The following is a 22,305-nucleotide window of genomic DNA, read 5'->3' as shown; positions in this document are numbered from 1 at the left end:
GGTGGAGCGGATGATGCGGGACGCGAAGATCACGCAGATCTACGAGGGCACCAACCAGGTCCAGCGGATCGTGATGGCCCGCAACCTGCCGTAACGGCCGCGGGCGGGGTGCCGCGGGCACCCCGCCGCACACCTGGCCCGGCTGTTCGAAGCCGGTGCTATGTTCCGGGAATGAGCGAGAAGGAAGAGCAGGACCCGCCCATGAACGACGGTCCGCCGAAGCCGGCGATGCGTGAAGCGCTCGTCGCCGCCGCCTTCGAACTCTTCCTGGAGCGGGGCTTCGAACAGACCACGATCGACGACATCGTCTCGCTCGCCGGAGTCGGCCGGCGCTCCTTCTTCCGCTACTTCCCGGCCAAGGAGGACGTGGTCTTCCCCGACCACGAACGCAGCCTCGCCGAGATGACGGAGTTCCTGGAGTCGGGCACCGGCGAGGAGGACCCGGTCCGGCACGCCTGCGACGCCGCCCGCCTCGTCCTGCGGATGTACGCCGAGCAGCCGTCCTTCTCCGTCCAGCGCTACCGGCTCACCCGCAAGGTGCCCGGCCTGCGGGCGTACGAGCTGTCGGTGGTCTGGCGCTACGAGCACATGCTCGCGCACTACCTGCGCGGGCGCTTCGCCGCACGGGCCGACGGGGCCCTGCGCGCCGACGTGATCGCGGCCGCGGTGGTCTCCGCGCACAACCACGCGCTGCGCACCTGGCTGCGCTCCGGCGGCGAGAGCGACTGGACCACCGAGGTGGACGCGGCGATGGCCTTCGTCACCGGCACCTGGAGCGACCGGCCGGCCGAGGCGGTGCCGGACGGCGAGGCGGACGACGTCGTGGTGCTGGTCGCCAGTCGGCGGGCGCCGCTCTGGCGGATGGTGCAGGGCATCGAGAGCGCGCTGGAGGAGTCCCGGCAGGTCCCGCAGGCCTGACGGGCCGCGGCCCCGGCGCGCGGCGCCGACCGACCCGGGCGCCCGCTCGTCCGTACGGCGCAACCCGCTCGGGGCGCGCCGCGCCGGAGCGCCGACCACCGCGCGGGCGCCGGTACCGCGGGCGAGACTCGGTCCCAGGACGGGACCGGGCAGCGGCCGGCTCCGGTGAGCGCGAAGGAGCGGGCATGCCCGAGCAGACCGGTCGGCCCGTCGGCGGACCCGAGGCCGTGCGCGCGGTACTGCTGAAGAAGGGCTACCTGGTCCTCCTGCTGATCTCGGCCGTCGTCGGCATCCCCGTCTCGCTCGCCGCGTTCGGCTTCGTCAGCCTGGAGCACGAACTCCAGCACTGGGTCTGGGAGAGCCTTCCGGACAGCCTCGGCCTGGACCGGGCGCCCTGGTGGTGGCCGCTGCCCGCGCTGCTGCTCGCCGGCCTGCTGCTCGCCCCGATCGTCACCCGGCTGCCCGGCCGCGGCGGCCACGTCCCGGTGGACGGACTCGGTGGTCCGCCCACCCTCCCGGTCGCCGTACCCGGCGTGGTGCTGGCGGCCCTGGCCTGTCTGCCGCTCGGCGTCGTGCTCGGTCCCGAGGCGCCGCTGATGGCCCTGGGCAGCGGCCTCGCCCTGCTCGCCGTCCGGCCCGCCTGGCTGACCGCCAAGCCCCAACTGGGGCCCGTGCTCGGCGCGGCCGGCTCGGCGGCGGCGATCTCCACCATCTTCGGTAGTCCGCTGGTCGCCGCCGTGATGATCATCGAGGGCGCCGGCCTCGGCGGGCCGCAGCTGACGGCGCTGATCCTGCCGTGCCTGCTGGCGAGCGGCATCGGCGCGCTGGTGTTCACCGGCTTCGGCCACTGGACGGGGCTGTCGATCGGGGCCCTCTCGCTGCCCTCGGAGCCGCCGTCCGGCGTCCCGGACCCGGGTGACTTCCTCTGGGGGGTCCCGCTCGCGGTCGTGGTGGCGGCGATCTGCGTGACCGGCCGGCTCCTCGGCACCCGGGTCAAGGGGTACGTCACCGGCCTCCCGGACCGGCCCGCGCCGACCCGGCGGGCCACGGCCGTCCGGACGGTGCTCTGCGCCGTCGCCGTCGGCGCCTGCATCACCGCGTACGCGCTGCTCACCGGGCGCTCGCCGGAGGAGGCCGCGCTCTCCGGACAGGCCACCCTCGGCGAGCTGGCCGCCGATCCGGCGTCCTGGCCGGTCGGCGCGCTGCTGGCGCTGCTGGTCTGCAAGGCGCTCGGCTGGGGCATCGCGCTGGGCAGCCTGCGCGGTGGTCCGATCTTCCCGGCGCTCCTGATCGGCGCGACCCTGGGGATCGCCTGCGGGCCGCTGCCCGGTTTCGGCTTCGCCCCGGGGCTGGCGGCCGGCCTCGCCGCCTCCGCCGCCGCGGTCACCCGACTGCCGGTCACCAGCACCGTGCTCGCGTCGGCACTGCTCGGGGCCGACTCGGCGAACTCGATGCCGCTGCTGATCGTCGCCGCGGTGACGGCCTTCGTGGTCGCCGAGACGATCCACCGGCTCGGCCGCCGCCGGGCCGGGGCCGAGCCCGCCGGCGGGGCCCCGCCGGAGCGGCCGGCCGAAGGCTGACGGGCGCCCGCGCCCCGGCCGCCCGTCGTCCATCCGGGTGAGCCCCGGATTCACCGGCCGAGACCTGGGCAGTCTCGCTCCGTGACCACTTCTGCTCCCCGCCGCCGACGCCGCCGCTCGGCCGCCCCGCACCGGACGCCGGCTCCGGCGCACACCTTCGCCCCGAAGCACACCTCCGCCCCGGCCACCGTGCCGGGCCCGAGCGCGCCGGCCTCCTCGCGCGGGCCCGCGACCGCCACCGCGGCACCGCGCTGCTGCGCGGTCTCCACCACCGAGCACCGCTCCCTCGGCGGGACCATCATCCGCACCCACCGCCACCACCCGGCCTGCCCGGTCTGGGCGGCCCGTTGAGGCGACCGAATCCGGTCGGCCGGCCGGTGCCGTTTGCTTGAATGACAGGGTGACGAGCAGCGCCGGATTCACCGAGGACGACCTGAGCGGCCTGGCCGGGCCGCGTTCCTTCGAACGGGGCCGGGGCTACCGGGACGCGGTCGCCGAACTCGACGTCGGGGCGGAGCGGTTCACCGCGGTCGTGAGCGGCACCGAGGCCTACGAGGTGGTGCTCGAACTCGACGCGGAGTACGGGCTGTCGGGCGAGTGCGACTGCCCCTACGGGCTCGACGGCAACTTCTGCAAGCACTGCGTCGCGGTGGGCCTGGTGGTGCTGGAGAAGTGGCACGAGCTGCCCCGGCTCAAGGCCGAGGCGACGGCGCGGGCCGGCAGCCTGGAGTCCTGGCTGGGCTCGCGCTCGCGCGAGGACCTGCTGCTCCTGGTACGCGAGTTGATGGACGGCGACCGGACCCTGCGGCGTCGTCTGGAGCTCCGGGCCGCGACCGCGCAGGCCGATCCCGCCCAACTGCGCTCCCGGATCACCGATCTGCTCGCGGTGGGCCGCTTCAGCCGCTACGGGTACGTCGAGTACGCGGACGCGCAGGCGTACGCCCTCCAGGCCGGCGAGGCGGTGACCGCCGTCCGCGCGCTGACGGCGGAGGGGCAGGCCGGGCAGGCGATCGCCCTGGCGCGGGAGGCGATCCGGCTGCTCGGCCGGGCGTACGACCGGATCGACGACTCCGCCGGGTGCGTCGGCGGGGTCGCCGCCGATCTCGACGAGGCCCACCTGGAGGCCTGCCGGTCGGCGCCGCCGGACCGCGCCGAGCTGGCCGACTGGCTGGTCGACCGGCTACTGGGCGGCCACGACCACCTGGTGGAGGCGGAGCTGGCGGACTACCGCGACCTGCTGGGCGGGCCCGGTCTGCGCCGGGTCCGGGAGCGGGCGGAGGAGGCCGCCCGGCGCAGTCCCGCCGGCCGGGCCGAGAAGGACCTGATGAAGCAGCTGGCCAAGGCCGAACGCGCCCTCGCACGGGCGGCCGGCAAGGGCGTCCCGGGCCCGAGGCCGCCGGCCGGACCGGGCCCCGGTGACCCCGGCCGGCCCGGGGACGCCCTGGAGGGGTACCGCCGCGCGATCGAGCGGCTCGGTCCGCTCACCGGCGACGCCCGCTACCGCGAGCTGGCCCGGCTGCTGCGGGAGGTCCGCTCCTGCCACCGGGCCCTGGGGACGGAGCCGGCGTTCGCGGCCGAACTCGCGGCCCTGCGGGCCGACCACCGGCGCAAGCGCAACCTCCTGCGGATCCTGGACGAGCACGGCCTCTGACCAGCCATGGCGGCCGCTCCGGTCCGGCGGCGCGGGCGAGGCCCGGCGGCGGACGCGGAGATCTCACGCGGTGACCGCCCCGCCGGGCCGGGGGGTCCTCCCACCGTGCCCGGGAAACGCAGAAGACCCCTGATCAACAGGGGTCTTCGTTGGTGTCCGAGGGGGGACTTGAACCCCCACGCCCGATAAAGGGCACTAGCACCTCAAGCTAGCGCGTCTGCCATTCCGCCACCCGGACCGGGTGTTGTCTCCGCGGCCTCGTCGGCCGCGCTGACAGATGTAACTGTAGCAAAGATCGGCTTGCGCTCCCAAAACGGCCCCGGATCGTCGGGCAGGGGCGGTGACCTGGGCAAGGGGTGCTCTGTGGCGGGGGTGTGACCAGCGGATTTCGCCTCGGTTCCCGGGGGCCCGCGGGGTGGATACGGCTGGGGGCCTGGGGGAGGATGGGCGGACGTGCTCGTACGCCCGGGTGCAGGTCCCGGGGGTAAGGCGCCGGTGCGTCGGTGCGGGCCAGAGACGAGGAGTGACCGTGAGCGAGCGGAGCGAGTCGACGGCGGGGCGGGCGGCGGCGCCGAAGGTGACGGCCGAGTCGGAGGTCGCCGGGATCTGTCGCGACCTGATCCGGATCGACACCAGCAACTACGGCGACGGCTCGGGCCCGGGGGAGCGCAAGGCCGCCGAGTACGTCGCGGAGCAGCTCGCGGAGTTCGGCATCGAGCCGCAGATCTTCGAGTCCGCCAAGGGGCGGGCCTCGACGGTCGTCCGGATCGAGGGCGAGGACCGTTCGCGTCCGGGCCTGCTGATCCACGGGCACACCGACGTCGTGCCCGCCAACGCGGCGGACTGGACGTACGACCCGTTCTCCGGCGAGATCGCGGACGGCTGCGTCTGGGGGCGCGGCGCGGTCGACATGAAGGACATGGACGCGATGACGCTGGCCGTCGTGCGCGACCGGCTGCGGACCGGGCGCAAGCCCCCGCGGGACCTGGTGCTGGCCTTCGTGGCGGACGAGGAGGCGGGCGGCACCTACGGCGCCCGGTACCTGGTCGACAAGCACCCGGACCTCTTCGAAGGGGTGACCGAGGGCATCGGCGAGGTCGGCGGCTTCTCGTTCACCGTCAACGACCAGGTCCGGCTCTACCTGGTGGAGACGGCTGAGAAGGGCATGCACTGGATGCGGCTCACGGTCGAGGGCCGGGCCGGGCACGGGTCGATGGAGAACGACGACAACGCCATCACCGAGCTGTGCGAGGCGGTGGCCCGACTCGGGCGGCACACCTTCCCGCTGCGGATCACCAAGACCGTCCGCGCCTTCCTGGACGAGCTGTCCGACGCGCTCGGCGTGCGGCTCGACCCGGAGAACATGGACGAGACGCTGCGGGTACTGGGCGGCATCGCCAAGATGATCGGCACCACGCTGCGCAACACCGCCCAGCCGACGATGCTCGGCGCCGGCTACAAGGTCAACGTGATCCCCGGGCAGGCCACCGCCCACGTGGACGGGCGCTTCCTGCCCGGCTACGAGGAGGAGTTCCTGGCCGAGCTGGACAGTGTGCTCGGCCCGCGCGTGAAGCGCGAGAGCCTGCACTCGGACAAGGCGATCGAGACCAGCTTCGACGGTGCGCTGGTCGAGGCGATGCAGAGCGCCCTGCAGGCGGAGGACCCGATCGCGCGGGCCGTGCCGTACTGCCTGTCCGGCGGGACGGACGCCAAGTCGTTCCAGGACCTCGGCATCCGCTGCTTCGGCTTCGCGCCGCTGCAACTGCCGCCGGAGCTGGACTTCGCCGGGATGTTCCACGGCGTGGACGAGCGGGTGCCGGTGGACGGGCTCAAGTTCGGCGTGCGGGTGCTGGACCGCTTCATCGACGCCTGCTGAACGACCCTCCCGCCCGCGGGACGACGGCCCGCTCCCGGGGTTCCGGGGGCGGGCCGTCCGCATTGTCCGAGCTAATGATTTGGGACCGGGAAATGGAGATCGAGAGAAACGATTCTGCCAGTATCCACGGATCGATCATCCGTGCGGGTCATCACCGTTGCGGGTGAATGGGGAAGAGGTTCCGTACCCCGTTTGCCACACCGTCGTTCATTCCTATGCAGCCCGCCGAACGGGTTGCGCTGCTCATACAGGAGGAATGATGAAGGTCAAGAAGATCGCTGCCGTTGCCGCCGCCACCGGTGGCCTGGTGCTGGCCGCCGCCGGTGTCGCGTCCGCCCACGGCGGCGCCGCCGCCAACGGTGTGGCCGCCGGCTCCCCGGGCGTGGTCGCGGGCAACCAGGTTCAGATTCCCGTGCACATCCCGGTGAACCTCTGCGGCAACACCGTCAGCGTGATCGGCGTGCTGAACCCGGCGTTCGGCAACCACTGCGCCAACTTCTAAGGCGCCCGCGCGTTGAGCGCGCGATGACCGGATGACCGGTCGACGGGTCGACCGGCCGGTGGGGCACCGGCCGACAGGTCGACGGGCCGATCACCGGAACGACTCACTCGGCCCCCGGGTGGCGGACGCGCCACCCGGGGGCGCTTGTGCGTCCGGACACGGCCGGGAATCGGCGAGCCGTCAGCCTGTTGCCGTGCCTCACTCGATCGGGTGAATAGGGTTCTTTCGGCTCAACCTCACCGCTTGCGCCTCGTTGTCTCCTGTGCACTCGAAGACCTTTCCCGTTCGTCGGAAATTCCGACTTTCGGATAGGTCATCACGTCGTCTCGATACGTCAGGGGAAAATATGAGGAATGTAGCCAAGAAGGGGCTCCTCACGGCCGTGGCCACCGGCAGTGTCCTGGCCTCGACCGCCGGCTACGCCTACGCGGGCGCCGAGGCGCAGGGGGGCGCCGCCGGTTCGCCGGGCGTGGCCTCCGGCAACTCGGTGCAGGTACCGGTCGAGGTGCCGATCAACGCCTGCGGCAACACCGTCGATGTGATCGGCGTGCTGAACCCGGCGTACGGCAACCACTGCGCCAACGTCAGCGGGCACCCCGGCGGCGGCCACAGCGCCTCGGGGTCGTCCGCCTCCGGTGCGGCGGCGGGCTCGCCCGGCGTGGTCTCCGGCAACAGCGTCCAGGCGCCCGTGCACGTCCCGGTCAACGCCTGCGGCAACTCGGTCGACGTGGTCGGCGTCGGCAACCCGGCCTTCGGGAACGCCTGTGGGAACGAGGGCTCGTCGGTGGCCACCACCCCGCCCGCCAAGCCGGACGAGGACTGCCCCGAGGAGCACGGCTCGCACAACCCGCCGCCGCCCACCGGTCAGCCGTCCACACCGCCGTCGCACCCGGGCGGCGGTGAGACCACGCCCGGCAACCCCCGGACGGGCAGCCCGTCCGCCACCACCCCGGCGGCGCCCGGCGCGACCACTCCCGCGGCCGGCGGCGGCCAGAGCGGTCAGGCCGTGCCGGCATCGGCGCGCACCGCCGCTCCCGAGGCGGCCGGCAGCCAGCTGGCCTCGACCGGTGCGGGCGGCACCGAGCTGCTCGGCGCGGCCGGCCTCGCCCTGCTGCTCGGCGGCGGCGTGCTCTACCGCCGCGCCCGCGCCGGCGCGCGCTGAGCGTCGACCACGTGCCCGGCGGGTCGCTCCCGCCCGGGGCGGCGGGGCGGACGCCGGAGCGGGCTCCGGCCTGAGTGAGCGGCCGTGCCGCCGCGGCACCCCGGGTCGAACCCCCGGTGCGGCGGCGGCACGGCGGTGAGCGCCGTGCGAGCCCGGGTGTGGACGCGTGGTGCCCGTGGCCGTCCGAACCACGGACGGCCGCGGGCACCACAGACGGACGGCTCCGGACCGGCGGGAGCGCACACACCGACGACCCGCTCGGCCACGCAGCGTGAACGGTGGCACCAGGCCGGGTCGTGCGCGACGCCCCGGCCCGAGGAGGCGTGCGGAGGCGGCAGCCCGTACCGGTCAGCGGGAGGGGCCCGTCACCAGCTCCGCACCTGCCGGATGATTCGCCGCCGCAGCAGCACCGTCCGGCTACCGTCCGGGAACAGCCGCAGCCTGTCCAGCTCCCAATGCCCGTATTCGGCATGGTCGGTGAGCAGCTGGCGCGCCGCGTTGCGGGAGGTACCGCGCGGCATGCGCAACGACTGGTACTCGTACTCCGGCTGCCGGACCGGCTTCGGTGAAGTCAAAACGCTCCTCCTGAGGGACACCTGCGAGCAAGCCTACGGCCTGCCTCCGACAACGGGCCCGGGTATTTTCGGCCGCCCTCCCGGCGGGGCCCCGCGCGTACGCCTGACAGCTCATCAGTTCCGTTTCCGCTGTGGACGGGATACCCCGATCAGGGCCCGTGGAAGCGGCACGCGGGCGGCTCCGCCGTGCCGGATCCGCGCGCTCCGCGCGGGCGTGCGCGGGTACAGAACCACGCGGATCGGACATCAGGGGGGAAGTTGCGGTGAAATCGCGGGTGTAGGTGACAACCGCTGTGCGTACCGACACCGAGGGGAGATAGCGTCTGCACCATGTCTGATGCCGCGCAGCCCACCATTGCCGAGGTACGCGCCGCCGCCGAGGCGGTCAAGGCCGCCATCGACCGTCATCTGGAAGCGGTGTCAAGCCCCAGCGCAGCGGACGATCCCGCTGTGTTCACCGCCTACGAGCAGCTCGCGACGGCGGCCATCGCCTACGACCAACTCCTCTACGAGGTCTACGACGAGGTCACCCCGTTCGAGGTCCCCGGCGACGAGGGACCGGGCGGGTACAACGGCCCCGAGCAGCCCGAGGCGATCAGCGTCCTGATCCGCCGCGACTACCACGTGGTCGATCCGAAGCGGCTGCGCGCCCAGGCCGAGCGGCTGGACGACTCGCTGACCCCGGGCGGGGGCGGGTCGGGCGAGGTGAACGCCGCGATCGGTGTGCTGTTCGGCGAGTACGAGCCGGACGAGATCGCCGCCCGGAGCGAGGAGTTCGGCCTGGAGGAGGGCGACTCCACGCTCTGGGTCGCCGCCGCCGAGCCGACCGAGCCGGGGGAGTGGCTGCCGGAGCCCTTCGAGCACGCGGACCCGCAGCTGCTGATCTGCCGGTTCGACGTCAGCGAGGTCTACGACGACGAGGACCCGGACGAGTGACCTGAGCTCCGCCACCGCCCGCTCCGCCGCCCCGCCTGCCCGGGGCGGCGGAGCGGGACGCCGGGGCGGGGAGGACGGCCCGGGCCCCGCAGCTCCCGGCCGGCTGCTCGAACGCTTCTGCGAGCGCATGGTTTCGGACATTCCCGTCGGCCCCCGGGGTCGGCACCCCGGGGGCCCTCCCGGCCGCGTGGCGCGGCCGTCAGGACGTGGCGCCGAAATCGACGTCCTCGGTGCCCACCGTGCCGCCCGTCCGGCCGGGTGCCGTCTGGTACGTCCAGTACAGGTTGGTGTGGGCGATGACCTGGGCCGGCGGCGGCGCGCCCCAGGCGGTCTGGTCCTCGGTGGTGTGGGCATCCGCGACCAGGACCGCGTCGTAGCCCCGGACGAGGGCGCCGTGCAGCGTCGAGCGGATGCACTGGTCGGTCTGCGCGCCGGCGACGAAGAGCCGGCCGACGCCGAGGCCCGCCAGCACGGTCTCCAGCTCGGTGTCCTCGAAGGAGTCGCCGTAGGTCTTTCCGACCAGCGGCTCGGTGTCGCCCGGCGTCAGCTCGGGGACGATCCGCCAGCCGTCGCTCCCCGGCTCCAGGTCCGGGTCGGAGTGCTGGACCCAGACGACGGGGACCTTCTCGTGGCGGGCCTTCGCGACCAGGCGGCCGATGTTGGCGACGACGGCGTCGCGCTCGTGCGCTTCCTCGACGACGCCGTTCTGCACGTCGACGACGAGCAGCGCGGTCCGCGGACGGCCTTCGAGTGTGGTCATGATCTCCCCTTGCTCGTACCCGGCCACGGTGGTGGCCCCGGAGCACGCTAGACCCACCCTCCGACAGCGGACCGGCCCCGGCGCCGAGGGGGGACCGGCCCGGTCCCCCCTCCGCGCCCGCGCGCTAGGGGTGTTCGCCAAGTCCCGCCGGGTCCGCGCGCGACCTGGCGAACACCCCTCAGTACGCCTGGGCGGCGTTCTCCGCGAGGATCGCCCGCAGCCGGGTGGTGCGCGGCGCGGCCGGGCGTTCGGCGACGGCCTGGGGCAGGGCCGGGCCGGCCGCGTGGACCACCGAGAGGTGGCGCTCGCCGCGGCCGAACGCGGTGTAGACCCACTGGCGGGTGAGGGCCGCGCCGGCGTCCTCGGGGAGGACGACGACCGCGCCCGGCCAGCGGCGGCCGACCGCCTGGTGGACGGTCAGTGCCCAGCCGTGCCGCAGCCGGCCGGCCTCGGCCGGCGGGACGCTGCGGCGCGAGCCGTCCGGGTACTCCAGGTGCAGGCCGGTGGCGTCGCCGTCGAGCACGCGGGCGGGGCGGACGACGCCGGGGGCGGGGGAGTCCACCACGCGGTCGCCCGGGTCGAAGCCGCCGAAGCGGCCCGGGCCGGGGTTGAGGGCGGCCTTGGCGGCGGCGTTCAGCGCCCGGGTGCCGGCCGAGCCGCCGTGGCCGGGGGTCAGCAGCACCACCTGCTCGGCGGGGATGCCGAGCGCGCGCGGGATGGAGTCGGTGAGCAGCTGGATGGCGCGGTGGACGGCCTCGCCGCCGTCCTTGGCGGTCAGGATGACCACCTCCTTGTCCGGCGCCTCGACCGGCTGCAGCTCGCCGATGCCGATGCCGGAGACCAGTTCGCCGATCGGACCGAAGTCCGGGGTGCGGGAGGCCACGGAGGGGCAGACCTTGGCGGTCAGCAGGTCGGCGAAGAACCGGCCCGGCCCGGCCGACCAGAGCTGGCCCGGGTCGCCGCTCAGGACGAGCCGGGTGCCGTCGGCGAGCGACTCCAGCAGGGTCGCGGCCAGCTCGACGTCCAGCAGCGGGGCGTCCAGCACGACGAGGACGTCGAGGGCGAGCGTGCCGTCCGAGGACCGGCCGGGGCCGGCCGTGCCGGACAGCAGCTCGGCCAGGGTGGCGGCGGGCAGCGGCTCGTCGGCCGACCCGGCGAGGGCGTCCCGGCCCTGCTCGGTCCAGGTGGCGGCCCAGGCGCGCAGACCGAGGCCGGCGGCGGCGCGGACCAGCGCGACCGGCTCGGCGCGGGCGGCCTCGCCACCGGTGTGGGTGACCAGGGCGCTCTCCGCGGCGGCCCGGATCAGGGCGGTCGCCGAGGAGGACGGCGCCGCGGCGGCGGCCGCCTCCCAGGCGGCCGGGCCGGGGGCGGCGGGTGTACCGGGAGCGTCGGCGCCGCCGGCCGGGCCCTCGACGGCCGGGCTCTCGTCGACGCCCTCGGCGGCCGGGTCTTCGGTGGCGTCCTCGGCGCAGGCGCCCCCGGCCGGGTCGTCGGAGGCGTCCTCGGCGGCGTCCCCGTCGGCCGGCGCGTCCGCCGCCGGAGCGGGCTCGGCCTCCTCGCCGCTCCCGCCCTCGCCGCCGTCCGCCTCGGCCGCCTCGGCCGCCTCGTTCACCTCGCCAGACCCGTCCACGCCGGGGACGAAGGTCGACATCAGCCGGACCAGGCCGTCGGCCAGGCTCTCCTCCGCCAGGGCCAGCCGCTCCAGCGCGAGCACGGTGCGGGTCGGCGGCTCGTCGTCCTCGTCGCCGCCGGCGGAGTGCGCCTCGGCGCCGGTCAGCTCCTCCTGGAAGGGCATCGCCCGGCCGTCGACCACGGCCGACTGCAGCGCGGCGGCGGCGTCCGGCAGGCCGAGGCGGTCCAGCCCGGCCGTCACCTCGCCGATCTCCACGGCGGAGTGGCCGCGCAGGGCGGCCTGCTCCAGCAGCCAGGGCACCAGCGCCTGGGCCCGGCGGGGGTCGCCCGGGCCGGCGGCAGGGCCGAGCAGCCCGCGGGCGAAGCCGTCGGCGTGCTCGGGACGGACGCCGGGCAGGGTCAGCACGGTCCACGGGTCGGCGCGCAGCTCCTCGGCGGCGCCGTCACCGAAGGCGGCCACGGCGGCGGGCGCGAGGTCGGTGGGCGCACCGCCGGCGGCCAGCACCTCGGCGGTGGCCCGCAGGGCCTCCGCGCGCTGCTCGTCGGTCTCGGCCTGGTACCGGGAGGGGCGGGCGGCGGCCGGTGCCGCGGCCGGCGCGGCCTCACCGGGACCCGCCGGGGCGGCGCCACCCGCCGGGGCGTCCGAACCCGCGGCGGCGCCCGGGACGCGCGGGGTGTCCCCGGAGGCCGGCGCGCCCGGGCGGGCCGACTGCTGCCCGACCACCCGGATCGCCTCCGCCAGCGCCGCGACGGCGGCCGCCTTGTCGGCGCCGTCCGTCCCCGGGGCCGCCGGGGACTCCTGCGGAGCGCCGTTCTCCGTGTCACTCATCGTTCGCTCCAAAAGATCACTCCACTGCTGGGGCGCCGGCCGCTCCGCGCCCGGAGCGGCCGCCGCTCGCGGCCGCCACGGGCGGCGCGCGGGGTCGGGCCCGACCGTGCCGGGGCCGAGCCGGCCCGCGTCGGGTCGGGGCATCACGTCCGTCGTCGGCCGTCAACCCTCAGTGTGTCGGTCGTCGGTCGTCGAGATCCGGCCTGTCCGGCGGCGGCGCGAGCCCTAGAGCTCGGTCCACCCCTGGTCCGGATAGCGGTGGACCGGCGACGAGATGTCGTCGAGCGCACCACGGATCTCACCCGGAAGCGTAAGCGCCTCGACTGACAGTGCCGACTGCAGCTGTGCGACCGTGCGTGCCCCGACCAGCGCGCTCGCCACCCCCGGCCGGTCCCGCACCCAGGCGAGCGCCACCGCGAGCGGGCTGCTGGCCAGCCCGTCGGCGGCGGTGGCGACGGCGTCCACGATCCGCCGCGAGCGCTCTCCGAGGTAGGGCTGGACGAAGCCGGACAGGTAGGGCGAGGCGCCGCGCGAGTCCTGCGGGACGCCGTGCCGGTACTTGCCGGTGAGCACGCCGCGGCCGAGCGGCGAGGAGGCGAGCAGCCCGACGCCCGCCTCCCGGGCGGCGGGCAGCGCCTCCCGTTCGAGGCCGCGCTGGAGCAGCGAGTACTCCAGCTGCGCACCGGCCAGCGGCACCCGGCCGTGGTGGGCGCGCTGCCAGGTGGCGGCGCGGGCGAGCTGCCAGCCGCTGTAGTCGCAGACGCCGACGTACCGCGCGCGCCCGGAGGTGACGGCGATGTCCAGGGCGCTGAGCGTCTCCTCGACCGGGGTCGCCGGGTCGAAGGCGTGCACCTGCCAGAGGTCGACGTAGTCGGTGCCCAGCCGGCGCAGCGAGGCGTCGAGGGCGGCGAGCAGGTGGCCGCGCGAGCCGTCGAAGCGGCGGGCGGAGTCGGGGACGCTGCCCGCCTTGGTGGCGATGACCAGGTCGGAGCGGGGGATCAGGTTGTCGGTCAGCCGGGAGAGCAGGTACTCGGCGCCGCCGTCGCCGTAGACGTCGGCGGTGTCGACCAGGTTGCCGCCCGCGTCGACGAACTCCTTGAGCTGCTCGGCGGCCTCGTGCTCGTCGGTGTCGCGGCCCCAGGTCATGGTTCCGAGGCCGAGCCGGGAGACCTGCAGCCCGGTACGGCCGAGGTGACGCTTTTCCATCGGACGGGCCCTCCACTGGCCGACAACACCGCTGATACCGCTGAAACCACTCGTCCTGCTGAACCCGCCGGAACCGCGCGCGCCCCCGGCGCCGCCGGTGCCGCCCGCGCCCGGGCCGCTCGCCCCGTCCGCGCGGGCCCGGCAAACGCGCAGGTGGGGAGAGGCGTCCCCACGTCGGCTGAGCGTAGCGGCCGGTGCCCGGGCAGATGCGCAGACCCGCAGAACGATCAGCACCCGGGTGGCGGGTCCGAATGTGGCCCAGCCCACAGCTACCGGCCAGTAGCATGTCCGCCGGACGTGCGGTTACCCTCACGGACAACCCGACTGGAAGGCATGGCAGATGCGACTCGGTATCAACCTCGGCTACTGGGGCCTCGGCATGGACGCCGACAACATCGCCGTCGCCCAGGAGGCGGACCGGCTCGGCTACTCGGTCTGCTGGGCCGCCGAGGCCTACGGCTCGGACGCGGCCACCGTGCTGTCGTACGTTGCCGCCAAGACCGAGCGGATCGACGTCGGCTCGGCCATCTTCCAGATCCCGGCCCGCACGCCGGCGATGACCGCGATGACGGCGGCCACCCTGGACACCCTCTCGGGCGGGCGGTTCCGGCTCGGGCTCGGGGTCTCCGGCCCGCAGGTCTCCGAGGGCTGGTACGGCGTGAAGTTCGACAAGCCGCTGGCCCGCACCCGCGAGTACGTGGAGATCATCCGAAAGGCGATGTCCCGCGAGCGGCTGGTCCACGAAGGAGCGAACTGGACGCTGCCGCTGCCCGGCGGGCCCGGCAAGCCGATCAAGCTCACCGTGCACCCGGTGCGCGAGCACATCCCGCTGTACATCGCCGCGATCGGGCCGAAGAACCTGGAGCAGACCGGCGAGATCGCCGACGGCTGGCTCGGCATCTTCTTCGCGCCCGAGCAGGCCGCGCTCTCCCTCGACCCGCTGCGGGCCGGCCGGGCCAAGGCCGGGAAGACCCTGGACGAGGGCTTCGACCTCTGCCCGACCGTCACCATCGCGGTCGGCGAGGACATCGAGGCCGGGGTCGACGCCCAGCGTTCCTACGCCGCGCTCTACATCGGCGGCATGGGCAGCAAGGAGAAGAACTTCTACAACCAGCTCGCCCGGCGGATGGGCTACGAGCAGGCGGCCGACGAGATCCAGGAGAAGTACCTGGCCAGGGACTACGAGGGTGCCGCGGCGGCCGTGCCGCACGACCTGATCGACGCCACCTCGCTGGTCGGCGACACCGCCCGGATCGCGGACCGGATGCAGGCGTACGCCGACGCGGGCGTCACCACGCTGACCCTGGCGCCGGCCGGCTTCAGCCTGGAGGAGCGGGTCCGGGCGCTGCGCACCGGCGTCGAGGCGATGGAGCGCGCCGGTCTGGCCTGATCCGGCGGCGCCGGGGCACGGGCCGACCGCTCCGTGCCCCCCGCGCCCCGCGTACGGACGGACGGGCGGACGGGGTCTACAGCCAGTCGTGCCGCTTGAACACCCGGTGCAGCACCAGGCAGACCAGCACCATCAGCGCCACCGCCGCCGGGTACCCCCAGACCTGGTGGAGTTCGGGCATGTGGTCGAAGTTCATCCCGTACACGCCCGCGATCATGGTCGGCACGGCGGCCAGCGCGGCCCACGCCGAGATCTTCCGCATGTCGTTGTTCTGCTGCACGCTGACCTGCGCGAGGTTGGCGCTCAGGATGTCGGAGAGCAGCCGGTCCATGCCCTCGACCTGGTCGTTGGCCTTGGCGAGGTGGTCGGCGACGTCCCGCAGGTACGGCAGCGCCTCGGGGCGGACGAACGGCACGCCGCCGCGCTCCAGCCGCAGCATCGGGTCCAGCAGCGGGCCGGTGGCCCGGCGGACGGTCACCAGCTGGCGCTTGTAGCCGTAGATCCGGCCGGCGGTGTCACGGCCGACCCGGTTGGGGGCGAACACGTCGGCCTCCAGCTCGTCCAGGTCGGCCTGGAGCCCGACGGCGACGTCGACGTACCCGTCCACCACGGTGTCGCAGACCGAGTGCAGGACGGCGCTCGGCCCGTACCTCAGCACCTCCGGCCGGGCCTCCAGCTCCGCCCGGAGCTCGCCGAGCGGGCTGTCGGCGCCGTGCCGGACCGTCATCACGAAGTCCTCGCCGACGAACATCATCACCTCGCCGCTGGTCACCGCGTGCCCGCCCGGGTGGTAGCCCAGCGTCTTGAGCGAGACGAACAGCGAGCCCTGGTAGGCCTCCACCTTCGGGCGCTGACGGGCGCTGACGGCGTCCTCCACGGCCAGCGGGTGCAGCGAGAACTCCTCGCTGACCCGGTCGAGTTCCTCGACGGTGGGTTCGAAGAGGCCTATCCAGACGAAACTGCCCTTGCCGGCCGCCCGCGCGGCGGCGAGGGCGCCGGTGTGGTCCTCGGGCGCCTCGATCCGGCGGCCGTCGCGGTAGATGGCACAGTGGACGATCATCGGGCCATTGTGGCCCCTCGGCGGGAACGGTGGCGGCACAACGCCTCGCTCTGCACGGGCGCTCCACACGACCCGGCCCCCTCCGCCGCGCCACCGGTCCGCCGCTCGCCCGCCACCCGCCGCCGCGGACCCCCACCCCTCGCCCGCGACCCGGCCGGGAGGCCGTACGCTGGGCTCCATGCCCACGCTGCTGCTCGTCCGTCACGGCCGGTCCACCGCGAACACCGCCGGAATCCTGGCCGGTTGGACACCCGGCGTGGATCTCGACGACACCGGGCGCGAGCAGGCCGCCGCGCTGGCCGGCCGGCTCGCCGCGATCCCGGTGGCGCAGGTCGTCAGCAGCCCGCTGGAGCGCTGCCGGCAGACCGTGGAGCCGCTGCTCGCGGTCCGCCCCGAGCTCGGGGCGGCGGCCGAGGACGAGCGCCTCGGCGAGTGCCACTACGGCGACTGGACCGGCCGCCCGCTGTCCGAGCTGGCCAAGGAGCCGCTCTGGCGCACCGTCCAGGACCACGCGGCCGCCGCCGCCTTCCCCGGGGGCGAGTCGCTGCGCGAGCTGAGCCACCGCACGGTCGACGCGGTCCGCGAGTGGAACGCCAAGGTCGCCGCCGAGCACGGCGAGGACGCGGTCTGGGTCGCGTGCTCGCACGGTGACGTGATCAAGGCGGTGGTGGCCGACGCGCTCGGCCTGCACCTCGACCACTTCCAGCGGATCTCCGTCGAGCCCTGCTCGGTCACCGCGATCCGCTACACCCCGCAGCGCCCCTTCGTGCTGAGAATGGGCGACACCGGCGACCTCTCCTCGCTCGCGCCGAAGCCGGGCGCCGGCGGCCACGGCGACCGGGGCGGCGACGCGACCCCGGCCGGGGACGCGGTGGTCGGCGGCACCGCCTGACCGACCCGCCCCGGCGCCGGCACCCGCGCCGGCCGCCGTCGCCGCGGACCGGCCCCGACCGGCGCGGACCCCGGCGGACCCGCCCCGGGTCACCGGCTCGGCTCCCCGGGCCGGGCCCGGAGGTCGTAGGGTGACTAGCGAGCCTGCCGGGACCGGCCCACCGGTGTCCGGGCGGGCGGTGGCGCCCGGACGGTCCGGCTGTCCGAGCGCCCCGCACCACAGGCAGACGACACACACCCGTCAGACGTACGACTACGCGACACCCACGCAACACCCGACATACGACGATCGAAACGATCCGGAGCGAGAGCGTGCCCCGTCAGGTCTTCTTCTACGACCAGCCCGAACGGTTCGTCGCCGGCACCGTCGGCCAGCCCGGCGCCCGGGCGTTCTACCTGCAGGCCAGCGCCCGGGGGCGGATCACCAGCGTGCTGCTGGAGAAGACCCAGGTCGCCGCGCTCGCCGAGCGGATCGAGGAGGTCCTCGACGAGGCCCTGCGGCGCAGCGGCGGCGACTCCGCGATCCCCGCCGCCGCCCCGGTGGACCTGCTCGACACCGCCCCGCTGGACCTGCCGCTGGAGCAGGAGTTCCGGGTCGGCACGATGGCCCTGGCCTGGGACAGCATCGACAGCTGCCTGGTGGTCGAGGCACAGGCGGTGATCGAGGAGGACGAGGGCGAGGACGCCGCCGAGGCGGTCTTCGAGGACGACGAGAACGGCCCGGACATGCTGCGGGTGCGGCTCTCCGGCGCGATGGCCCGGGTGTTCGCCAAGCGCGCGCTGGACCTCGTCTCGGCCGGTCGCAAGCCCTGCCCGTTCTGCAACCTGCCGCTCGACCCGGAGGGCCACCTGTGCCCGCGCGCGAACGGGTACCGGCGCTGAACACCGAGACCCCACCGCAGGCGGACCCGGTGGCCGGCGCCGCCCTGGCCGCCGACGTGCCGACCGCGCTGCGCCTGCTGCGCGAGGGCGGGCTGACCGTCCACGGCCGGCTGACCGACGCCTCCAACGCCGCGCTCTACTGCAGCGTCACGCTGGACGGCCCGCAGGGGCTGACCGCCCAGGCCGTCTACAAGCCGGTGGCCGGCGAGCGCCCGCTCTGGGACTTCCCGGACGGCACGCTGGCCGGCCGCGAGGTCGCCGCGTACGAGCTCGCCGCCGCCACCGGCTGGGCGCCGATCCCGCCCACCGTGCTGCGCGACGGTCCGCACGGGCCCGGCATGGTGCAGCTCTGGGTGGAGCCCGACCCGGAGGCGGACCCGCTGCTCGCCCTCCAGGACCCGCGCGGACCGGAGGACGGCTGGCTGCCGATCGTGCGCGCCGACGTCGGTGACGGGCGCACCGCGCTGCTGGTCCACCCGGACGACGAGCGGCTGCGCCGGCTCGCCGTGCTGGACGCGGTGCTCAACAACGCCGACCGCAAGGGCGGCCACCTGATCGCCGCCGCCGACGGCCGGATCTACGGCATCGACCACGGCGTCACCTTCAACACCGAGGGCAAGCTGCGCACGCTGCTCTGGGGCTGGGCCGGTCAGCCGCTGCCGCAGGACGCCCTGGCGGTGCTGGGCGGCCTCGCCGAGCAACTGGACGGCGCGCTCGGCGAGCGGCTCGCCCCGCATCTGACCGCAGCCGAACTGGGTGCCACCCGCGCCCGGGTGGCCGAGCTGCTCGGCACCGGCCGCCACCCGCTGCCCTCGCAGGACTGGCCGTCCATCCCCTGGCCGCCGATCTGACCCGCACCGCCCCGCGGGGGGCCGGACCGGCGCCCGCCCGAGGCGCCGACCTGCCGACCCTGTAGCAATGGTCTGGACCGGTGCGGCGGTTCGGCCGCAGACTGCTCCGATGGACGAGCGACGGACCACCCCCCACCTGGACCTGCCGCTGCATCGCTTACAGGTCCCGCTGCCGCACCTGCTCCCGTTCGCGATCGGCAGCTTCGACGCCATCGGCCCGCTCTCCCGGGCTTCCTTCCCCCACCGGCACTCCTTCTACGAGATCGTCTACGTCACCGGCGGCCGCGGCGCCCACGTCCTGGACCTGGTCCACCGGACGCTGCAGCCGCCGCAGTTGTGCGTGATCGTGCCCGGACAGGTGCACTACTGGGCCGACGCCGACGATCTGACCGGGCAGGTGGTGCTCTTCAACGAGGACTTCCTGCTCTCCCGCCCCGACGACCTCGCCGCGCTCCGCGGCCTCTCCTCCCGGCCGGCCCTGTCCCTGGGCGAACACGCCGGGCCGATCGCCGCCTTGCTGGCCGACATGGAGCAGGAGTACCGGGCGCTGCCGTCCGGCTACCTGGGCGTGCTGCGGGCCAGCCTGCACATCCTGATCGTCCGGGCGCTGCGTGCCTGCGCCCCCGGCCCGGGGCCGGCGGTGCCCGGGCGGGGGAGCGAACTGGCCACCGCCTTCACCCGGTTGATCGCCGACCCGGGCGGACTGCACCGCTCGGTGGCCTCCTGCGCCCAGGAGCTGGGCCTGTCGCCCGGCCATCTGCAGACGCTGGTGAAGCAGGCCACCGGCTGCACACCCGGCCGGCTGATCCGCCAGCAGCAGACGCTCGAGGCGAAACGGCTGCTGGCCTCCACCGACCTGACGATCCGTCAGGTCGCCCGGGAGGCCGGGTTCGCCGATCCGGCGTACTTCTGCCGCTTCTTCCGGCGGGAGACCGGGATGACGCCGGGGGAGTTCCGGGCCGGGGTCGGAGGAAATCACCACGATCCCCGGATCACGTCCATCGCGGCCGTCCCGGGCGCCCCGTAGGTTGGCTGCTGGCCGCCGGTGACCGGCCCGTACGGAACGGGTGGGCCGCCGGCCCGGTCCTTGTCATGCCCCCACCATGACAAGGGCCGCCCCCACTTCCCCCCCACACCCCCCACTGAAGGAGTCGGCGCATGCCAGCGTCCCAAGAGCCCACCGGGCCGGAGGGCCTGATCGACCGCCGGATCAGCCGCAAGACCGTCCTCAAGGCGGCCGCCGTCCTCAGTGCCACCCCGCTGCTGATCGGCGGCGGTGTCGCACTGGCCCGCGACCGGGTCGGCACCGGCGAGGCACCCGGCCTCACCCCCGCCTGCCACGACGGCGACGAGCCGACGATCGAGCAGACCGAGGGCCCCTACTTCAAGCCGAACTCCCCGCTGCGGACGTCGCTGATCACCGACAGCACCCCCGGCACCCGGCTCACCGTGAGCGGCTACGTCTTCGGCCGGGCCTGCCTCCCGATCGCGAACGTCCTGCTCGACTTCTGGCAGGCCGACGTCAACGGCGCCTACGACAACACCGGCTTCGCCTTCCGCGGCCACCAGTTCACCAACGCCCAGGGCGCGTTCACCCTCACCACCATCGTGCCGGGCCTGTACCCGGGCCGCACCCGGCACATCCACGTCAAGCTCCAGGCGCCCGGCCGCCCGGTGCTCACCACCCAGCTCTACTTCCCCGGCGAGCCGCGCAACAGCACCGACACCATCTACGACGCGCGGCTGCTGATGAACGTCCGCCAGGTCGGCTCGGCGAAGGAGGGCACCTACGACTTCGTCCTGAACGTGCCGCAGACCCCCACCACGCCGCCGACCAGTCCGAACCCCACCACGCCCACCACCGCACCCCCGACCTCCCCGCCCGGCGGCTCCTGGACCGCCGGGACCCTCTACAACGCGGGCGACCGCGTCACCTACGCCGGCGCCTCCTACCGTTGCCTCCAGGGGCACACCGCCATCACCGGCTGGGAGCCGCCGAACGTGCCGGCCCTCTGGCAGCGGTCGTAGCGGCTCCGACCGCGTCCCCCAGGGGCCGGGCGCCCGGTCGGCGGCAGGGCCGACCGGGCGCTCATCCGCGCGCCCGGAAACCGCCCCCGTACCGGGCGGACCACGTCGGGAGCCGGTCCCTATCAGTCCGGAACCGCTCAGGCAACGTCGGAAACCGAATCCAGTCGATCTTGTGTACTGGTTAGGCTTTCAAATGTTCGCGCGGTTAAAGTGATTCCCATGCATGCCTGGCCCGCCTCCGAGGTTCCCGCCCTGCCTGGTCAGGGGCTCCCCCTTCGTATTCACGACACCGCCGCGGGCGGTATCCGCGAGGTCGTCCCGCAGGACGGCACCGCCCGGATCTACGTCTGCGGCATCACCCCCTACGACGCGACCCACATGGGCCACGCCGCCACGTACAACGCGTTCGACCTGGTGCAGCGCGTCTGGAAGGACGCCGGCCACGACGTCCTGTACGTCCAGAACGTCACCGACGTCGACGACCCGCTGCTGGCGCGGGCGATCGAGACCGGCCAGGACTGGGTGGCCCTCGCCGAGCGTGAGACCGCGCTCTTCCGCGAGGACATGACCGCCCTGCGGCTGCTCCCGCCGGCCCACTACATCGGCGCCGTCGAGTCGATCCCGTGGATCGTCCCGCTGGTCCAGAAGCTGCTGGCGAGCGGCGCCGCCTACAAGGTGGACGAGGACATCTACTTCTCGGTCGAGTCGGAGCCGCACTTCGGCGAGGTCTCCGGCCTGACCCGGGAGGCCATGCGCCCGCTCTTCGCCGAGCGCGGCGGCGACCCGGACCGCCCCGGCAAGCGCCACCCGCTGGACGCCCTGCTCTGGCTCGCGGCCCGCCCGGGCGAGCCCGCCTGGGACACCGAGCTCGGCCACGGCCGCCCCGGCTGGCACATCGAGTGCGTCGCGATCGCGCTGCGGTTCCTGGGCATGTCCTTCGACATCCAGGGCGGCGGCAGCGACCTCTCCTTCCCGCACCACGAGATGGGCGCCGCGCACGCCCAGGTCGCCACCGGCGGCCACCCGTACGCCCAGGCCTACGTGCACGCGGGCATGGTCGGGCTGGACGGGCACAAGATGTCCAAGTCCCGCGGCAACCTGGTCTTCGTCTCGGCGCTGCGCCGCGAGGGCGTCGACCCGGCGGCGATCCGCCTCGCGCTGCTCTCGCACCACTACCGCGAGGACTGGGAGTGGACCAAGGCCACCCTGGACGAGGCCGTCGAGCGCCTCGCCCGCTGGCGTGCCGCGGTCTCCCGCCCGGACGGCCCGCCGGCCGAGGCGCTGCTGGCCGAGGTCCGGGAGGCGCTCGCGCGCGACCTGGACGCGCCCGCGGCGCTGGCCGCGGTGGACCGCTGGGCGGCCGGCCAGGAGGCCGACGGCGGCACCGACATCGGTGCGCCCGGCCTGGTCTCCCGCACGGTGGACGCGCTGCTCGGCATCGCGCTGTAGGACGGCGAACGCCGGAGGGCGCCGGGACCAGCTGGTCCCGGCGCCCACCCCCCCTGCCGCCACCCCCGCGGGAAAACCCCAGCAGGGACGCCAAGGGGAACCACCCCCCCCCCCCCCGGGGCGCCCC

The 22,305-nt window shown here is 74.7% G+C and carries 21 protein-coding genes and 1 tRNA gene; 16 read left to right on the top strand and 6 right to left on the bottom strand.

Annotation, left to right across the window (positions count from 1 at the left end):
• From ABZ497_RS34185 to ABZ497_RS34165, 5 genes are all read left to right on the top strand, one after another.
• On the top strand, window positions 1-94 hold a 94-nt coding region (locus ABZ497_RS34185; RefSeq protein WP_132919430.1), incomplete at its 5' end, for an acyl-CoA dehydrogenase family protein.
• Between the two features lie 77 nt (window positions 95-171).
• A complete protein-coding gene (locus ABZ497_RS34180) occupies window positions 172-918 on the top strand; it encodes a TetR family transcriptional regulator (protein ID WP_359811354.1) in 747 nt (248 codons plus the stop codon).
• 185 nt (window positions 919-1,103) lie between these two features.
• Entirely contained in the window at window positions 1,104-2,498 is a 1,395-nt protein-coding gene (locus ABZ497_RS34175) for a chloride channel protein (RefSeq protein WP_359811351.1), read from the top strand.
• A gap of 81 nt (window positions 2,499-2,579) precedes the next feature.
• Complete coding sequence (locus ABZ497_RS34170; RefSeq protein WP_359811348.1) at window positions 2,580-2,849, top strand: hypothetical protein; 270 nt, start codon at window positions 2,580-2,582, stop codon at window positions 2,847-2,849.
• A gap of 49 nt (window positions 2,850-2,898) precedes the next feature.
• Window positions 2,899-4,149 (top strand): hypothetical protein, encoded by a 1,251-nt coding sequence (locus ABZ497_RS34165; protein ID WP_359811346.1) that lies wholly within the window; start codon window positions 2,899-2,901, stop codon window positions 4,147-4,149.
• Between the two features lie 150 nt (window positions 4,150-4,299).
• Here the strand turns inward: ABZ497_RS34165 and ABZ497_RS34160 are convergent.
• Window positions 4,300-4,387 (bottom strand) — tRNA-Leu (locus ABZ497_RS34160).
• 291 nt (window positions 4,388-4,678) lie between these two features.
• On the opposite strand from ABZ497_RS34160, the gene ABZ497_RS34155 reads away from it, so the two are divergent.
• From ABZ497_RS34155 to ABZ497_RS34145, 3 genes are all read left to right on the top strand, one after another.
• Window positions 4,679-6,025 (top strand): M20/M25/M40 family metallo-hydrolase, encoded by a 1,347-nt coding sequence (locus tag ABZ497_RS34155; protein ID WP_329486963.1) that lies wholly within the window; start codon window positions 4,679-4,681, stop codon window positions 6,023-6,025.
• Window positions 6,026-6,281: 256 nt separating this feature from the next.
• Entirely contained in the window at window positions 6,282-6,527 is a 246-nt protein-coding gene (locus ABZ497_RS34150) for a chaplin (RefSeq protein WP_329486962.1), read from the top strand.
• Window positions 6,528-6,873: 346 nt separating this feature from the next.
• Window positions 6,874-7,689 (top strand): chaplin, encoded by an 816-nt coding sequence (locus tag ABZ497_RS34145; protein ID WP_359811343.1) that lies wholly within the window; start codon window positions 6,874-6,876, stop codon window positions 7,687-7,689.
• 365 nt (window positions 7,690-8,054) lie between these two features.
• On the opposite strand, the gene ABZ497_RS34140 is transcribed toward ABZ497_RS34145, so the two are convergent.
• On the bottom strand, window positions 8,055-8,264 hold the full coding sequence (locus ABZ497_RS34140; RefSeq protein WP_329486960.1) for a DUF5703 family protein: 210 nt from the start codon (window positions 8,262-8,264) through the stop codon (window positions 8,055-8,057).
• 330 nt (window positions 8,265-8,594) lie between these two features.
• Between ABZ497_RS34140 and ABZ497_RS34135 the strand changes: the two genes are divergently transcribed.
• Window positions 8,595-9,200, top strand: a complete 606-nt coding sequence (locus tag ABZ497_RS34135) for a hypothetical protein (protein ID WP_329486959.1) — start codon at window positions 8,595-8,597, stop codon at window positions 9,198-9,200.
• Between the two features lie 199 nt (window positions 9,201-9,399).
• On the opposite strand, the gene ABZ497_RS34130 is transcribed toward ABZ497_RS34135, so the two are convergent.
• From ABZ497_RS34130 to ABZ497_RS34120, 3 genes are all read right to left on the bottom strand, one after another.
• Window positions 9,400-9,960, bottom strand: coding sequence for a cysteine hydrolase family protein (locus ABZ497_RS34130; RefSeq protein WP_359811340.1), 561 nt, complete (start codon window positions 9,958-9,960; stop codon window positions 9,400-9,402).
• A gap of 178 nt (window positions 9,961-10,138) precedes the next feature.
• Window positions 10,139-12,421 carry a helix-hairpin-helix domain-containing protein gene (locus ABZ497_RS34125; RefSeq protein ID WP_359811338.1) on the bottom strand — a complete coding sequence of 761 codons (2,283 nt, stop codon included), beginning with the start codon at window positions 12,419-12,421 and terminating at the stop codon, window positions 10,139-10,141.
• A 225-nt stretch (window positions 12,422-12,646) separates the two neighbouring features.
• Window positions 12,647-13,627: an aldo/keto reductase gene (locus ABZ497_RS34120; protein ID WP_329486955.1), complete on the bottom strand. Its 981-nt coding sequence runs from the start codon at window positions 13,625-13,627 to the stop codon at window positions 12,647-12,649.
• A 340-nt stretch (window positions 13,628-13,967) separates the two neighbouring features.
• Here ABZ497_RS34120 and ABZ497_RS34115 point away from each other — a divergent pair, with 340 nt between their 5' ends.
• Complete coding sequence (locus ABZ497_RS34115; RefSeq protein WP_352297224.1) at window positions 13,968-15,017, top strand: LLM class F420-dependent oxidoreductase; 1,050 nt, start codon at window positions 13,968-13,970, stop codon at window positions 15,015-15,017.
• Between the two features lie 76 nt (window positions 15,018-15,093).
• Here ABZ497_RS34115 and ABZ497_RS34110 read toward each other — a convergent pair whose 3' ends face one another.
• On the bottom strand, window positions 15,094-16,077 hold the full coding sequence (locus ABZ497_RS34110; protein WP_359811335.1) for a magnesium and cobalt transport protein CorA: 984 nt from the start codon (window positions 16,075-16,077) through the stop codon (window positions 15,094-15,096).
• Window positions 16,078-16,255: 178 nt separating this feature from the next.
• On the opposite strand from ABZ497_RS34110, the gene ABZ497_RS34105 reads away from it, so the two are divergent.
• From ABZ497_RS34105 to mshC, 6 genes are all read left to right on the top strand, one after another.
• Entirely contained in the window at window positions 16,256-16,969 is a 714-nt protein-coding gene (locus tag ABZ497_RS34105; protein WP_359811332.1) for a histidine phosphatase family protein, read from the top strand.
• A 311-nt stretch (window positions 16,970-17,280) separates the two neighbouring features.
• A complete protein-coding gene (locus ABZ497_RS34100) occupies window positions 17,281-17,850 on the top strand; it encodes a DUF3090 domain-containing protein (protein WP_329486951.1) in 570 nt (189 codons plus the stop codon).
• 29 nt (window positions 17,851-17,879) lie between these two features.
• The gene (locus tag ABZ497_RS34095) at window positions 17,880-18,701 is read left to right on the top strand and encodes an SCO1664 family protein (RefSeq protein ID WP_359811357.1); all 822 of its coding nucleotides are present in this window, start codon (window positions 17,880-17,882) and stop codon (window positions 18,699-18,701) included.
• Window positions 18,702-18,810: 109 nt separating this feature from the next.
• A complete protein-coding gene (locus ABZ497_RS34090; RefSeq protein WP_359811329.1) occupies window positions 18,811-19,728 on the top strand; it encodes a helix-turn-helix domain-containing protein in 918 nt (305 codons plus the stop codon).
• A gap of 131 nt (window positions 19,729-19,859) precedes the next feature.
• Window positions 19,860-20,729 (top strand): carbohydrate-binding protein, encoded by an 870-nt coding sequence (locus ABZ497_RS34085; RefSeq protein ID WP_329486949.1) that lies wholly within the window; start codon window positions 19,860-19,862, stop codon window positions 20,727-20,729.
• A gap of 219 nt (window positions 20,730-20,948) precedes the next feature.
• Window positions 20,949-22,178, top strand: a complete 1,230-nt coding sequence (mshC, locus tag ABZ497_RS34080; RefSeq protein ID WP_359811325.1) for a cysteine--1-D-myo-inosityl 2-amino-2-deoxy-alpha-D-glucopyranoside ligase — start codon at window positions 20,949-20,951, stop codon at window positions 22,176-22,178.
• Window positions 22,179-22,305 lie beyond the last annotated feature (127 nt).

The organism is Kitasatospora sp. NPDC005751 (assembly GCF_040630835.1).
In the GTDB taxonomy this organism is placed as follows: domain Bacteria; phylum Actinomycetota; class Actinomycetes; order Streptomycetales; family Streptomycetaceae; genus Kitasatospora.
This window is presented reverse-complemented; position numbering and strand designations above follow the sequence as displayed.